The following is a 14,050-nucleotide window of genomic DNA, read 5'->3' on the forward strand; positions in this document are numbered from 1 at the left end:
GGGCGGAGGGCGGCGGGCGGGGCCTCAGCGGTCCACGCGCACCCGGGTGCCGGCCAGTTCGGCGTCCAGGGACTCGATGTCGGCCCGCACCATGAGGGCTGCCAGCTCCTGCCAGCCGACGGTCGGCTGCCAGCCCAGCTTCTCGCGGGCCTTGGAGGCGTCCCCGATCAGGGCGTCCACCTCACTGGGCCGCTCGTACTTGGGGTCGTAGCGCACATACCGGGACGATTCCAGGCCGGCGGCGGTGAACGCCGCCTCCAGGAAGTCCCGTACGGAGACGGCCTGTCCGGTCGCCACCACGAAGTCGTCGGGCTCGTCGTGCTGGAGCATCCGCCACATCGCCTCCACGTACTCCGGGGCGTAGCCCCAGTCACGCACCGCGTCGAGGTTGCCGAGGTACAGCCGGTCCTGGAGCCCGGCCCGGATGCGGGCCACGGCCCGGGTGATCTTACGGGTGACGAAGGTCTCGCCACGGCGCGGGGACTCATGGTTGAACAGGATGCCGTTGGTGGCGAACAGCCCGTAGGCCTCGCGGTAGTTGACCGTCGACCAGTAGCTGAACACCTTGGCGCAGCCGTACGGGCTGCGCGGGTGGAACGGGGTGCGCTCGTTCTGCGGCGGGGGAGCGGCACCGAACATCTCCGAGGACGACGCCTGGTAGATCCGGGTCTGGACACCGCTCGCCCGGATCGCCTCCAGCAGCCGCAGCGAGCCGAGCCCCGTCACGTCGCCGGTGTACAGCGGGGCGTCGAAGGAGACCCGGACGTGGGACTGGGCGCCCAGGTTGTAGACCTCGTCGGGCTGGATCTCCCGCAGCAGGTTCACCAGCGCGACCCCGTCGGAGAGGTCGGCGTGGTGCAGCACCAGGGTGCGGCCGGGCTCCTGCGGGCCCTGGTAGATGTGGTCGATCCGCTCGGTGTTGAACGAGGAGGACCGCCGCACCAGGCCGTGCACGGTGTAGCCCTTGCCGAGCAGCAGCTCGGCCAGGTACGAGCCGTCCTGGCCGGTGACCCCGGTGATCAAGGCGGTCCTGCCAGCCTGGTTGACGGCGTCTGAGCTCATGAGTGGCCCCCGGGGGTCGGTGGTACGGGTCGTACGGGTGGTTCCGGTCGTACGGGTGGTTCCGGTCGTGCGGCTGGTGCGGCTGGTGCGGCGGAACTCCGGCCGGCACACGCGCCGGCCGGAGAGGTGGAGGGGTGCGGAACGCCGGGATCGACCCGGTTCGCGGGCAGGTGGCGGGAACGCCGGGCGCTGCTGGCAGAATCCGCGGCATGACATCTGCTTCCGCACTGCTGCCATCGGGCGCACGGATCTTCGTCGCCGGACACCGCGGCCTGGTCGGCTCCGCCGTCACCCGGCACCTGACGGACGAGGGCTACGAGGTGATCACCCGCACCCGCGACGAACTGGACCTGCGGGACGCACCGGCCACGGAGCGGATGCTGCGCGCGGAGCGGCCGGACGCCGTGGTGCTGGCGGCGGCGAAGGTCGGCGGCATCATGGCGAACTCGACCTACCCGGTGGACTTCCTGGAGCACAACCTGCTGGTCCAGCTGAGCGTCCTGGCCGGCGCCCACGCCGCCGGCGTCGACCGGCTGCTCTTCCTCGGCTCCTCCTGCATCTACCCCAAGTTCGCCGAGCAGCCGATCCGGGAGGAGGCGCTGCTGACCGGGCCGCTGGAGCCGACCAACGAGCCCTACGCGCTGGCGAAGATCGCCGGCATCAGCCAGGTGAAGTCCTACCGGCGGCAGTACGGCCGCCGGTACATCTCGGCGATGCCGACCAACCTCTACGGCCCCGGGGACAACTTCGACCCCGAGACCTCGCACGTGCTGCCGGGACTGATCCGCCGCTTCCACGAGGCCGTGACCTCCGGCCGGGACGAGGTGGTGCTGTGGGGCAGCGGCACCCCCCGCCGGGAGTTCCTCCACAGCGACGACCTGGCCCGCGCCTGCCTGGCGCTGCTGCGCGCCTACGACGAGCCGAGTCCGGTCAACGTCGGCTGCGGCGAGGACCTCACCATCGCGGAACTGGCGGCGCTGGTCGCCGAGGTCACCGGCTTCACCGGCCGCGTCACCTGGGACACCAGCCGCCCCGACGGCACCCCGCGCAAACTGCTGGACGTCACCCGGCTGCGGAAGCTGGGCTTCGAGCCGTCGGTGGCCCTCCCGGACGGCATCCGGGACACCTACCAGTGGTGGTTGCACAAGAACTCCTAGAGGGTTCCGCCGGCCGCGCGTCCCCGCCCACGGGGCGTCGCGGCCGGCGACCGGACGTCAGTAGGCGCCACGGCCGTTGACGACGGCCCGCGCGGTACGGCCCAGCACGTCGAGGTCCTGGGTGATCGACCAGTTGTCCGCGTAGGACACGTCCAGCGCGACACTCTCGTCCCAGGAGAGATCCGACCGCCCGCTGACCTGCCAGGGGCCGGTCATGCCCGGCTTGACCAGCAGCCGGCGGCCCTCGGCGGCCGTGTACTGGGCCACCTCCTCCGGCAGCGGCGGGCGCGGCCCGACCAGGGACATCGTGCCGTTCAGCACATTGACCAGCTGCGGCAGCTCGTCCAGGGAGAAGCGCCGCAACACGCGGCCGGTCCGGGTGATCCGCGGGTCCTGCCGGAGTTTGAACAGCGGTCCGCCGTGGGCCTCGTTGGCGTCCTCCAGCTCCTCGCGCAGCCGGTCCGCGCCCTCGACCATGGTCCGGAACTTCCAGATGGTGAAGTGGGCGCCGTGGTGGCCGACGCGGCGCTGCCGGTAGAGCGCGGGGCCGCGCGAGTCCAGCCGGACCAGGACGGCGATCAGCGTCAGCAGCGGGGCCAGCAGCACCAGCAGGGCGGCGGCGCCGACACGGTCGAGCACGGCCTTCAGCACGACCGGCGCGCCACGCCGGGTGGGCGGAGCCACATGCAGCAGGCTCAGCCCGGCGGCGGATTCGACCTCGACGCGGCGCAGCGCCACATCGCTCAGCCCGGTGGCGACCGTCAGCGGCAGCCCGGCGTCGTGCACCGCCCAGCTCATCCGCCGCAGTCGTTCGCCGGTGAGGTGGGCGCCCGGGACCGCCAGGATCTGGTCGGCGTCCAGACGGCGCGCCGCGTCCAGGACGAGTGCGCCGTCCTGGCTTCCGGCGACGGACGCCTCGGCGCTGAGCCGCGCCGTCTCCGGCACGCCGCAGGAGAGCGTGGCGTCGCCGACGGGGACGGCGCCGATGACCACGTAGGGGTGGTCGGTGCGCGCGGCGAGCTGGGCGGCGACTGCGTCCGCCGCCGGGGGTTCGCCGACGAGCAGCACCCGTCGCACCGCGTGGGCCCGCCGCCGCTGGCCGGTCAGGTGGGCGTGCAGCAGCGCGCCGACGAGACTGGTGATGACGAGCGCGGGCAGCAGCGCGGCGACGGAGGTCAGGACGGGCGAGCTCTCGCCGGTGAGGACGCGCAGCACCGCGAGGCAGCCGATGAGGATGGCCCAGTCGTGCACGGCGGCGAGCAGTCCGCGTGACTCGCCCAGGCTGCGCCGGGTGTAGCGGCGGTGGGCGGCACGGACGCCGAGCCAGCCGGCGGTGGCGACGGTGGCGGTCAGCAGGGGCCCGGGGCGGCCGGTGGCCAACTGGACGGCCAGCACCGGGACGAGGACACCGGTGGCGTCAGTGGCGACGGCGACCGACGCGTACCAGCGGGGTTTGGCGCCGGTCCTGGCACGGGACCGGGAGAGGGGTATGTGCTGCCGCTCTCCCGGGGCCGGTCTGGATATTCCCGCATTCCGCATGAGCCCCCCAGAGCGAAGTCACCGTTGAGTCACCGCAATCGTCGCAATCACCGCAGAGTCCCGATCGGAGCGCCGCTGCCATCTCCCCATGGCAGGCGCCCGGGCACTCAGATGAGAGTAGGGGATGTCGTGGAGGTTTGTGTTCCGTTGGTTGAAACTTTGCGTACAAGTCCGGCGCTGTTGGCTGGTTCCTCCCTGTCCGCCCGGGATCACTCTCCGTGCGGGATTTCAGGTGTGCTGGGTCAACGGGCTTGGCGCACAGGCAAGATGAGCAGCACGCCGGTGTCGGGGTGGGCCAGGACCTCCACCGGATGGTGGTAGACGTCACTCAGCAGTTCGGGGGTGAGCGTCTCAGCCGGCGGACCGTCGCCGGCGATCCGGCCGCCGGCCAGCACCGCGACCCGGTCGGCGTAGGCGGCCGCCAGCCCCAGGTCGTGCACGACGACCACCACCGCGTCCCCGGCGGCGGCGCGTTCGCGGCAGATGGTCAGCACCAGTTCCTGGTGGCGCAGGTCGAGTGCGGCGGTCGGCTCGTCGAGCAGCAGCAGGGAGGTCCGCTGCGCCAGCACCCGGGAGAGCGCCACCCGGGCCTTCTCGCCACCGGAGAGCGCGGAGAAGGACCGCGCGGCGAAGCGCGTCACCTCCGTGGCGGCCATCGCCTCCGCGACCGCCGTCTCGTCCTCGTCCTCGGCGGCCGTCCCGGCCCAGGGCGCACGGCCCATCCGCACCACCTCGTCCACGAGGAACGGGAAGGAGAGCGTCGCGGCCTGCGGCAGCACCGAGCGGCGCAGCGCCAGGTCACGGGTGGACCAGCCGGCGGCCGGGCGGCCGTCGATCAGGACCTCGCCGGAGTCGACCGTGAGGTCGGCGGAGAGCGCCGCGAGGAGCGTCGACTTGCCGGCGCCGTTGGGGCCGACCAGCGCCAGCACCTCGCCCGTGCGCACGGCCAGCGACACCCCGTCCAGCACGGGGCGTTCGCCCAGCCGCAGCGACACCTCCCGCGCCTCCGCCAGCACGGCGCCCGGCGCGTGCGGCTTCGGCGGTGAGACCGCCCGGTTGCCCAGCAGCCTGGTGATCACCTGGTCGATCGTCATGCCCACCCTCCCTGGCGGCGACGGGTCCGGCGGAGCAGCCAGAAGAAGAACGGGCTGCCGATCAGGGCGGTCAGCACGCCCAGCGGCAGTTCGGCAGGGGCGGCGATGGTGCGGGCGGCCAGGTCCGCGGCGAGCAGGACCAGCGCGCCGGCCAGCGCGCTGCCCGGCACCAGGAAGCGGTGCCCCGGGCCGGCGATCATGCGCAGCAGGTGCGGTACCAGCAGCCCGACGAAGGTGATGATGCCCGCGACCGCGACGGCGGCGGCGGTCAGCAGGGCCACCACCAGCACCAGCGAGATGCGCAGCCGTTCGACGTCCACACCCAGGTGACGTGCCGGCTTCTCGCCGAGCGCCAGCAGGTCCAGCTTGCGGGCGTACCAGGGGGCGGCGACGAGGCCGATCACGGCGGCGGGAAGGACGGCCAGCACCTTGGGCCAGGTCGCCTGCGCGAGGGAGCCGAGCTGCCAGAAGGTGATCTCGGTCAGCTGGGCGTTGTCGGCGAAGAAGATGGAGAGACCGATCAGCGCGCCCGCGAAGGCGTTGACGGCCACGCCGGTCAGGATCAGCGTGACCACCTCGGTCCGGCCGCCGGACCGGGAGAGGGCGTACACCAGCAGGACGGTGGCGAGCCCGGTGAGGAACGCGCAGACGGCGACGGTCCAGTTGCCGAAGACGGTGAGCCCGAAGGCGATGGCGGCCACCGCCCCGACGGCCGCGCCCGCCGAGACCCCGATGACGCCCGGTTCGGCGAGCGGGTTGCCGAAGACCCCCTGCATCAGCGCACCCGCGCAGCCCAGGGAGGCGCCGACCAGGAGGGCCAGGACCACGCGCGGCAGCCGCACGTTCCAGAGCACGCTCTCGGCCACCCGGTCGAGTTCACGGCCTCCGGCGCCGAGCCGGTGGGAGACGGAGGCGATGACGTCGGCGAAGGGGATCTGGTAGGCGCCGATGGAGGCGGCGGCCAGTGCGGTCGCGACCAGGGCGGCCAGCAGCCCGATCGTCAGCGCGGTCGCCCTCGCCACGCGGGTGCGGTGGCCGGAGGGGGGTGTGCCGGTGCTGTCGGTGTGGTCGGTGCTGTCGGCGGCGCCGGGGTGATCGGCCCCGGCCGGCCGGCCGCCGGAGCCGGGAAGCGGATGCGGCCGTTCGTCCTCGGGGCCGGCCCGCCGGGCCGGCGCGGGAGTGGTGCTCACTGCTCGGATGTCCCCTCGGCGTGGATCTGCTCGGCGAGGGAGGCGAGCACCTCGTCGGTGCGGGGCCCGTAGTTGAGGAGCACTCCGTCGTCGACGGCGGCGACGCGGCGGTCCATTCCCGCGGGGGTCTCGGCGATGCCGGGGATCTCCAGCAGCCCGTCGACACCGCCGACGGAGGTCAGCCCCTTGGACATCACCAGGATGACGTCGGGTGCGGCGGCGGCCAGCGCCTCGCTGGTGATGGGGGTGAAGTCCTTCTCCAGGCCGGACTCGACGCCCGCGTCGATCGCGCCCGCCGCCTCGATCAGCGAGGTGGCGCCGGAGCCGGCGCCGCCGAGCAGATAGACGCTCGCGGTGCCGCGCAGGTAGAGGAAGGCGACGCGGGGGCGGTCGCCCTCGGCGGGAATCGCCTCCTGCGCGGCGGCGATCCGGCCCTCGGTGCGCTCGACCAGCCGCTGCCCGGCCTCGTCGACCCCGAGCGCGGCGGCCACGGCCTCGATGCGGCCGGTCACCGCCTCCAGTTCACGGGGGGTGTCGAAGACGACCAGGGGGATGCCGGCGGAGCGGATCTGGTCGATCGCCTCGGCGGGCCCGGTGGTGTCCTCGACCAGGACGACGTCCGGCCGCAGGGACAGCACGCTCTCGGCGGAGACCTCGTGTCCCCGGGTGACGACCGGGAGTTCGGCCGCCTCCTCGAAGGTGGCGGTGACATCGCGGGCGACGACCCGGTCCCCGAGCCCGAGGGTGTAGACGACCTCCGCTATGGACCCCGACAGCGGCACGATCCGCTCGGCGGTCTCGACGGTGACCGGTGTGCCGTCGGCGGACTCCACCTCGACGGGCAGCGTGGGTTCCGGGGGTGGTCCGTCCAGCAACTCGATCCGGTCGGCGGCGGCCTCCGCCGTGGTCCCGGCGCCGCCGGTGGCGCTCGCGGAGCCGTCACCGCCACCGCTGCCGGCGCTGCCGCTGCCACAGGCGGAGGTGGCGAACACCACGGCGAGGGACGCGAGGAGGGTTCCGAGGAGTCTGGACCGGTGCTGCACCTGGCTCCGCCTTTCTGGCTCGGTTCCGGGCCGGGTTGGACCGGGGTTCCGACAAGGCCAAACGTAGTTTAGGTTAGCCTAACCTCACCCTTTGCCCCCCGGTTCGGAGGACCACCCGATGCTGCCCTCACCCGTCCGCTGCCGCGGCACCGCCCGTGCGGGGCTGCTCGCGGTGCTGCTGGCGGCCCTCACACTCGGGTTCCTCCCCGGGCCCGCACACGCCGCCGAACGAACCGTCTCCGGCGGCCGCCTGGACTGGGGCATCCGGTCCTCCTTCCTCAACTACGTCACCGGGCCCATCGCGCAGGGCAGTTGGAGCCTCTCCGGAGGCGCCGCCACCGTCGGCAGCAACCAGTTCCGGTTCCACTCCGCCAGCGGCGACTACGACCCCGGCACCGGTGCCGTCACCGCCCGCTACTCCGGCGGCGTCCGCTTCTACGGCCACCAGGACGAGAGCGGCACCTACGAACTGGACCTGACGATCAGCAACCCGGCCGTACGCGTCAGCGGCAACAGCGGCACGCTGCTGGTCGACATGCGCAGCAAGGACCGGGACACCGGCGCCGTGAGCGAGTCCTCCGGGGTCTCCTTCGCCACCCTCGACCTCTCGGGCGTGGACCTGAGGGGCGGTACCCAGATCTCTGTCTCCGGTGTCCCCGCGACCCTCACCAACGAGGGCGCCACCGCCTTCGCCGGCTTCTACAACCCCGGCGACCCGCTCGACCCGGTGACCTTCACCGCCGAAACCCTCGACCCCGCGCCGGACCGCGCCGGCACCCCGGACCCGGACCCCTCGCCGTCGGACAGCTCCGACGACCCCGGGGAAGAGGCCGAAGAGGACGCCGACGAGGCCGAGGACGCCCGGGAGATCACCGACGCCGCCATCGACTGGGGCATCCGCCGCACCTTCCGCGAGTTCGTCACCGGCGACATCGCCGAGGGCGGCTGGGAGCTCAACGACGGTGCCCAGGACGGCGGGGCACTCTTCCGCTTCCCCGACGGCACCGGCGAGATCGACACCGACGCCGGCACCCTCAGCGCCGCGTTCACCGGTGGACTCCACTTCACCGGCAACGACCTCGACCTGCTGTTCGAGACGGTCACCGTCGAGGTCGACGACGGCACCGGCACACTCCTCGCCGACGTCACCACCGAGGGAGAGACGAGGCGCGCACAGCCGCTCGTCACCTTCGAGGTCCCCGAAGTCGACGCCGAGGACGGGCTGTTCCACCTCGTCGAGGCGCCCGCCGAGCTGACCGAGGAGGGCGCCGACGCCTTCGGCGGCCTCTACTCCGCCGGCACCGCCATGGACCCGGTCACGCTCGCCGTGGCCGTCGACGAGGCCGCCGAACTCCCCGCCCTTCCAGACCTCGGCAGCGAGCCCACCGAGGAACCGGAACCCGACCCCGAGCCGGAGCCCGATCCGGCCGCGGCGCAGGAGGAGGCAGCCGAAGAATCCTCCTCGTCCCCCATGCCACTGCTGGTCACCGGCGTCGTAGCACTCCTGGTGCTCGCCGGTGCCGGATACCTGGTCCTGCGCCGCACCCGCGCGCAGCGGACCACTGCCCCCCTTGCAGACAAGGAGACACCCGAACCATGACCGCCACTCGCACGCGCGGCGCCCGCTCCGGCCGCCTGCTGCTCGCGGCCGCCACCGCCACCGTGCTCGCCGCGACGGCCTTCGCCGCCCCGGCGGCAGCCGACGACACGGCGCCCGCCAACACCATCGACCTGGTGGACGGCACCCTCGACTGGGGACTCAAGCAGTCCTTCCGCAACTACATCACCAGCCCGATAGCCCACGGTTCCATCACCGTGGACGACGGCGCCGAGCGCAACGACGACGGCACCTTCGTCTTCACCGACGGCACCGGCAGCTACGACCTCGGCAGCCACTCCGTCGACACCTCCTTCGACGGCAGCGTGCACTTCGAGGGCCACGGCGGTCTGCTCGACCTGAAGATCTCCGACCTGCGCGTGCAGACCGAGGGACGCACCGGCGGCGTCATCATCGCCGACGTCACCATCGGCGGGGACACCACCGAGGACGTCGAGTTCGCCGAGCTCGACATGAGCGGGGTCTCCCCGGGGCGTGGTGCCGATGGCGCCATGGTCTTCGCGGACATCCCGGCGACGCTCACCGAGGACGGCGCCGCCGCCTTCGTCTCGCCGCTCTCCCCGGAGCCGCTGTACGAGGCGGGAACCGACCTGGACGCGGCGACGCTGACGGTCACGGCGGCACCGCCGTCGGAGCCGGACCCGACGGACCCGACCGATCCCACGGACCCGACGGACCCGACGGACCCGACCGATCCCACGGATCCGACGGATCCGACGGACCCGACGGACCCGACGGACCCGACGGACCCCACCAACCCGACGGACCCCACCAACCCGACCGACCCGACGGACCCGACCAACCCGGGTGACGACGACGGCGATGGCGATGGCGGTGACGGCGGCGACGGCGACGGCGAAGACCCGGTCTCCGGTTCCGTGGAGGACGGCACCCTCGACTGGGGTGTCCGTGAATCGTTCCGCAACTACGTGACCGGACCGATCGCCTCCGGCTCCGTCGAGCTCTTCGACGGCGCCACCGACAACGGCGACGGCACCTACCGCTTCCCGGACGCTCAGGGCGAGTTCGACGCCGACGGCGACGCGCTGGAGGCCACCTTCGACGGCGGCGTGCGGTTCGTCGGCCACGAGAAGAGCGACGGCGACTACGAGCTGGACCTGAAGTTCTCCGCGCTCGGCGTCGAGGTCAACGGCACCACCGGCACCCTGGTCGCCGACGTGGTCTCCCACACCCTCAGCGGTGATGTCGTCGAGTACACCGGCGTCGTCGTGGCCGACCTGGAGATCCCGGCCGGCGCGCTGAACCCGGTGGACGACGTCATCGTCCTGGAGGACATCCCCGCCGTGCTCACGGCTGAGGGTGCCGAGGCGTTCGGCGGCTTCTACGGCGAGGGCGAGTCGCTCGACCCGCTGACCGTCGCGGTGTCGCTGGACGAGAACGCCCAGCTGCCCGGCCCGGGCGCCGGCGGCGGCAACACCCCCGCCCCGCAGACCGGTGGCACCTCGCCGCTGCCGCAGGGCGGTGCGCAGGGCGGCGTCAACAACGGGCTCCAGGGCGGAGCCCTGGCCAGCACCGGAACCCCGGTGGGTGCCCTCGCGGGCCTCGCCGCGGCCGTGACCGTCGCCGGCGGCGCGGCCTACTGGGTGACCCGTCGCCGCACCTCCCCGCTGGCCGACTGATCAACCCACGTCCCGCTGCCCGCCCGGCTCCGACAAGCCGGGCGGGCAGCGGCATGTGACGCCCGTTCCACACCTCCGCCACGCGCCTCACGGGCCGCCCAGGCGATGCCGGCGTCCCTCTCGCGCTTCGTCAGTCGGCCGGTGTCGCGACTTGGAGAAGATGACATCGCCTCCTCGCCTCCTCGCCTCCCGCGACCGCTGCCGCCGGGCGGGGTACGTCGTCCGCCTGCCGGTGCCCGGCCGGGACGGCGGGGCCCCGGGTTGCGTGACGGGAGCGCACATGACGGCGGGCGGCGGGCACCGTGGTGGTGGCCCGCCGCCCGGGTGCCAGGGGCCCGCCCCCGAACGGGTCCTGGCGTGCGCCCGGCGCCGTGAGGGCGGGCCGGGCACGGGGATCGCGCGCCCGGCCGTGCGGCAGGGCGCACGACCGGGCGGGCGGAGTGGGGATGAGCGCGGCGCCGTAGCGCTGCGCGGCGCTGCCCGGCGGGACGGCGGCCGGGTGCGCGTTCAGCGGGCGGTGGCCGCGCCCAGGTCCTTGAAGACGGCGGAGTTCAGCGAGAAGGCGCGCTTGCACTCCTCGACGATCCGCAGCCGCTCGGCGTCGTCGGCGGGGACGGCGTCCAGCAGCGTGCGGTACTCGCGCTTGAACGCGGCCGGGTTGCCGATGCTCTCGAAGACGTAGAACCGCACGCCGTCGCCCTTGGGTTCGAAGCCCCAGGTCTTCTCGGCGATGGAGCGGATCACCTGTCCGCCGGAGAGGTCGCCGAGGTAGCGGGTGTAGTGGTGGGCGACGTAGCCACCGGTCCACTCGGCCGCCGTCTCGCGGATCCGGTCGGCGTAGGCGGCGGTCGCCGGCAGTGGCGTCACCGTGGCGCGCCAGTCGGGCGAGCCGTGCATGTGGTCGAGGTCGCGCTCCAGCTGTCCCACCCGGGCCAGTTCGGGTTGGACGAACGGCCCCGCGACGGGGTCGGAGGCGAGCTGCGCGGTGGGGCCCTCCAGGGCCTGGTACACGAACCAGAGCTGTTCGGTGTAGAGGCGGAACGCCTCCACCCCGAGGCCGCCGCCGAGGAGTTCGCTCATGAAGGAGGAGTTCTCGGCCTCGGTGTGCTGCTCGTGCGAGGCTTCGCGGATCTGGGTGGAAAAGGGAGTCGCGACGGGCGCGGTCACAACGGACCTCCGGAGGCCGGGAACGGGGCACAGCAGGCAGCCGTGCCCCGTCATCCTCTCTACTTAGGTTTACCTAAGTCAAGGTGTTGCCGACAAGCTGTCGGTAAAAAGTCCGTCCGGGGGAGTCCGGGCCGCCGTTCAGGGGAGGGTGAGGATCTCCGCGGCGCCGTCCGTGACCACCAGCGTGTGCTCGAACTGCGCCGTGCGACGCAGATCCTTGGTGACGACCGTCCAGTCGTCGGCCCACATGTCCCACTCGTGGGTGCCGAGCGTCAGCATCGGCTCGATGGTGAAGGTCATGCCCGGCCGCATCACGGTGGTCGAGCCCGGGTCGTCGTAGTGGGGGATGATCAGGCCCGAGTGGAACGAGCTGTTGATGCCGTGTCCGGTGAAGTCCCGCACCACGCCGTAGCCGAACCGCTTGGCGTAGGACTCGATCACCCGGCCGATCACGTTGATCTGCCGGCCCGGGCGCACCGCCTTGATGGCGCGGTCGAGCGACGTCCTGGTCCGCTCCACCAGCAGCCGCGACTCCTCGTCGGCCGCCTGCTCGCCACCCACGAAGTACGTGGCGTTGTTGTCGCCGTGCACGCCCCCGATGAACGCGGTGATGTCCAGGTTCACGATGTCGCCGTCCCGCAGCACCGTGGTGTCGGGGATTCCGTGGCAGATCACCTCGTTGACCGAGGTGCACAGCGACTTCGGATACCCCCGGTAGCCGAGCGTCGAGGGGTAGGCGCCGTGGTCGCAGAGGAACTCGTGGGCCACCACGTCGAGTTGGTCGGTGGTCACGCCGTCCGCGATATGCGCGGCCGTCTCCACCAGGGCCTGGGCGGCGATCCGGCCGGCCACCCGCATCCGCTCGATGGTCTCCTCGTCCTGCACCTCCGGCCCGGTGTAGGGAGTCGGTGCCTTCTTCCCGACGTACTCCGGACGCCGGATCGTGGACGGGACGGACCGCATGGGTGAGACGGTGCCGGGGACGAGAGCAGACTGCGCAGACATACGCCGAGTCTATGGCGCCGCCCGTCGGCCGCACAGCGCCGTACAACGGGTGACGTGGGCCGACCCCGCCCCCGACCCCGGCCGCATGCCGCCCGCACCCGCCGGCCGGGCCGTGCCGGGCCACCACCCCTGAACGGCCGTTCCGGCGGGTGGCTGGGGAGCCGACCGGCGGGCAGGATGACGGTATGGCTCTCTTCAGGCGCAAGCCCACCGGCAAGGCCGGCGAGTGGTACTACTGCCTCAAGCACCAGACGGTCGAGGAGGGCATGGACTGCCCCGGCAAGGACCGGATGGGCCCCTACGCCAGTCGCGAGGAGGCCGCGCGCGCCATGGAGATCGCCCACAACCGGGACGAGGCGTGGCGCACGGACCCGCGCTGGCGCGACGAGGACCGGGAGGGCGATGACGACCGGCCCGGCACCGGGCCCGGCAGTGGCGGCGACGGTGGCCGGAGCGGCGACAACCGCGGCGGGCGCTCCGGCTGACGGCGTACGCGCCCGACGCCCACTCCGGCACGCACGCCCCCGGCGTGGGAAATCCCACGCCCTCACGCACCTACCGACCGGTAGGCCCCGGCGCGCGGACCGTCGGCTCCTGGCAGGATCATGAGCCATGAGCGCACCTGAGGAGAACGCGAACGCAGCCGCGGCGAAGCCGGCGGCGAAGGACCCCTGGGAGCTGCCCGATGTCTCCGGCCTGGTGGTCGGTGTCCTCGGCGGCACCGGCGACCAGGGACGGGGCCTCGCCTACCGGCTGGCCCTCGCCGGGCAGCGGGTGATCATCGGCTCCCGCTCCGCCGAACGCGCCCGGGACATCGCCGGTGACGAACTGCTCGGCCCGGTCGGTGTCGAGGGCGCCGGCAACGCCGAGTGCGCCCGGCGCAGCGACATCGTGATCGTCGCGGTGCCGTGGAGCGGCCACGCCGCCACTCTCACCGACCTGCGCGAGGAACTGGCGGGCAAGCTCGTCGTGGACTGCGTCAACCCGCTCGGCTTCGACAAGAAGGGCGCCCACGCCCTGGCGGTGGAGGAGGGCAGCGCGGCCGAGCAGGCAGCCGCCCTGCTGCCGGAGTCCCGCGTCACCGCCGCGTTCCACCACCTGTCCGGGGTGCTTCTCCAGGACCGTGAGATCGACGAGATCCCGACCGATGTGATGGTGCTCGGCGAGGTGCGCGCGGACTGCGAGATCGTCCAGGCCCTCGCCTCGCTGATCCCCGGCATGCGCGGGGTCTTCGCCGGGCGGCTCCGCAACGCGCACCAGGTCGAGTCGCTCGTGGCCAACCTGATCTCGGTCAACCGCCGTTACAAGGCGCACGCCGGAATCCGCCTGACCGACATCTGAGCCGGCGCCCCGCCAGGGCCGGAACCGGGGCCCGCCCCGCTGTCCCGCTGTCCACCGCTCCGTCACCGCTCCGTCCACCGCCCTGTCCGCCGCCCGTGCGCGCGGACAGGGCGCCCGGCGCCCGGGGAGCGGCGCCCGGTGCGCGACAATGGCCGGGTACGTTCCCGCACGCCCCCGCCCGTACCGGAAGAGCC

General features: G+C 73.0%; 12 protein-coding genes. 5 read left to right on the forward strand and 7 right to left on the reverse strand.

From position 1 onward, the window contains the following. Positions 1 to 24: 24 nt before the first annotated feature. On the reverse strand, positions 25 to 1,062 hold the full coding sequence (gmd, locus tag E0D90_RS16070) for a GDP-mannose 4,6-dehydratase (protein ID WP_103502888.1): 1,038 nt from the start codon (positions 1,060 to 1,062) through the stop codon (positions 25 to 27). A gap of 209 nt (positions 1,063 to 1,271) precedes the next feature. Here gmd and E0D90_RS16075 point away from each other — a divergent pair, with 209 nt between their 5' ends. Then, positions 1,272 to 2,219, forward strand: coding sequence for a GDP-L-fucose synthase family protein (locus E0D90_RS16075; RefSeq protein ID WP_103502889.1), 948 nt, complete (start codon positions 1,272 to 1,274; stop codon positions 2,217 to 2,219). Between the two features lie 57 nt (positions 2,220 to 2,276). Here E0D90_RS16075 and E0D90_RS16080 read toward each other — a convergent pair whose 3' ends face one another. The 4 genes from E0D90_RS16080 to E0D90_RS16095 form a co-directional block, all read right to left on the reverse strand. Continuing rightward, positions 2,277 to 3,758, reverse strand: a complete 1,482-nt coding sequence (locus E0D90_RS16080; protein ID WP_130798949.1) for an exopolysaccharide biosynthesis polyprenyl glycosylphosphotransferase — start codon at positions 3,756 to 3,758, stop codon at positions 2,277 to 2,279. Between the two features lie 242 nt (positions 3,759 to 4,000). After that, on the reverse strand, positions 4,001 to 4,852 hold the full coding sequence (locus E0D90_RS16085; RefSeq protein ID WP_130798951.1) for a heme ABC transporter ATP-binding protein: 852 nt from the start codon (positions 4,850 to 4,852) through the stop codon (positions 4,001 to 4,003). Then, a complete protein-coding gene (locus E0D90_RS16090; RefSeq protein ID WP_227870257.1) occupies positions 4,849 to 6,042 on the reverse strand; it encodes a FecCD family ABC transporter permease in 1,194 nt (397 codons plus the stop codon). The genes E0D90_RS16085 and E0D90_RS16090 overlap by 4 nt, the downstream gene beginning before the upstream one ends. Continuing rightward, positions 6,039 to 7,085, reverse strand: a complete 1,047-nt coding sequence (locus E0D90_RS16095; RefSeq protein ID WP_130798953.1) for a heme/hemin ABC transporter substrate-binding protein — start codon at positions 7,083 to 7,085, stop codon at positions 6,039 to 6,041. Before E0D90_RS16095 ends, E0D90_RS16090 begins: the two co-directional genes overlap by 4 nt. A gap of 118 nt (positions 7,086 to 7,203) precedes the next feature. Here E0D90_RS16095 and E0D90_RS16100 point away from each other — a divergent pair, with 118 nt between their 5' ends. Beyond that, positions 7,204 to 8,685 carry an HtaA domain-containing protein gene (locus tag E0D90_RS16100; RefSeq protein WP_130798955.1) on the forward strand — a complete coding sequence of 494 codons (1,482 nt, stop codon included), beginning with the start codon at positions 7,204 to 7,206 and terminating at the stop codon, positions 8,683 to 8,685. Further along, complete coding sequence (locus E0D90_RS28325; protein WP_130798957.1) at positions 8,682 to 10,343, forward strand: HtaA domain-containing protein; 1,662 nt, start codon at positions 8,682 to 8,684, stop codon at positions 10,341 to 10,343. The genes E0D90_RS16100 and E0D90_RS28325 overlap by 4 nt, the downstream gene beginning before the upstream one ends. Before the next feature lie 507 nt (positions 10,344 to 10,850). On the opposite strand, the gene E0D90_RS16110 is transcribed toward E0D90_RS28325, so the two are convergent. Together E0D90_RS16110 and map are read right to left on the reverse strand one after the other, a co-directional pair. Further along, the gene (locus E0D90_RS16110) at positions 10,851 to 11,510 is read right to left on the reverse strand and encodes a biliverdin-producing heme oxygenase (RefSeq protein WP_438827404.1); all 660 of its coding nucleotides are present in this window, start codon (positions 11,508 to 11,510) and stop codon (positions 10,851 to 10,853) included. A gap of 138 nt (positions 11,511 to 11,648) precedes the next feature. After that, positions 11,649 to 12,515 carry a type I methionyl aminopeptidase gene (map, locus tag E0D90_RS16115; RefSeq protein ID WP_103500970.1) on the reverse strand — a complete coding sequence of 289 codons (867 nt, stop codon included), beginning with the start codon at positions 12,513 to 12,515 and terminating at the stop codon, positions 11,649 to 11,651. A 185-nt stretch (positions 12,516 to 12,700) separates the two neighbouring features. Between map and E0D90_RS16120 the strand changes: the two genes are divergently transcribed. Both E0D90_RS16120 and npdG read left to right on the forward strand, forming a co-directional pair. Continuing rightward, positions 12,701 to 13,000 carry a hypothetical protein gene (locus tag E0D90_RS16120; RefSeq protein ID WP_103500969.1) on the forward strand — a complete coding sequence of 100 codons (300 nt, stop codon included), beginning with the start codon at positions 12,701 to 12,703 and terminating at the stop codon, positions 12,998 to 13,000. A 127-nt stretch (positions 13,001 to 13,127) separates the two neighbouring features. Next, the gene (gene npdG / locus E0D90_RS16125; RefSeq protein ID WP_130798961.1) at positions 13,128 to 13,856 is read left to right on the forward strand and encodes an NADPH-dependent F420 reductase; all 729 of its coding nucleotides are present in this window, start codon (positions 13,128 to 13,130) and stop codon (positions 13,854 to 13,856) included. Positions 13,857 to 14,050 lie beyond the last annotated feature (194 nt).

The organism is Streptomyces otsuchiensis, from assembly GCF_004305975.1.
GTDB classification, from domain to species: Bacteria; Actinomycetota; Actinomycetes; order Streptomycetales; family Streptomycetaceae; genus Streptomyces; species Streptomyces otsuchiensis.

Coding starts and splice junctions, on each gene's coding strand:
- E0D90_RS16075 (WP_103502889.1), top strand. CDS start 1,272: ATGACATCTGCTTCCGCACTGCTGCCATCGGGCGCACGGATCTTCGTC.
- gmd (WP_103502888.1), bottom strand. CDS start 1,062: ATGAGCTCAGACGCCGTCAACCAGGCTGGCAGGACCGCCTTGATCACC.
- E0D90_RS16080 (WP_130798949.1), bottom strand. CDS start 3,758: ATGCGGAATGCGGGAATATCCAGACCGGCCCCGGGAGAGCGGCAGCAC.
- E0D90_RS16100 (WP_130798955.1), top strand. CDS start 7,204: ATGCTGCCCTCACCCGTCCGCTGCCGCGGCACCGCCCGTGCGGGGCTG.
- npdG (WP_130798961.1), top strand. CDS start 13,128: ATGAGCGCACCTGAGGAGAACGCGAACGCAGCCGCGGCGAAGCCGGCG.
- map (WP_103500970.1), bottom strand. CDS start 12,515: ATGTCTGCGCAGTCTGCTCTCGTCCCCGGCACCGTCTCACCCATGCGG.
- E0D90_RS16085 (WP_130798951.1), bottom strand. CDS start 4,852: ATGACGATCGACCAGGTGATCACCAGGCTGCTGGGCAACCGGGCGGTC.
- E0D90_RS28325 (WP_130798957.1), top strand. CDS start 8,682: ATGACCGCCACTCGCACGCGCGGCGCCCGCTCCGGCCGCCTGCTGCTC.
- E0D90_RS16120 (WP_103500969.1), top strand. CDS start 12,701: ATGGCTCTCTTCAGGCGCAAGCCCACCGGCAAGGCCGGCGAGTGGTAC.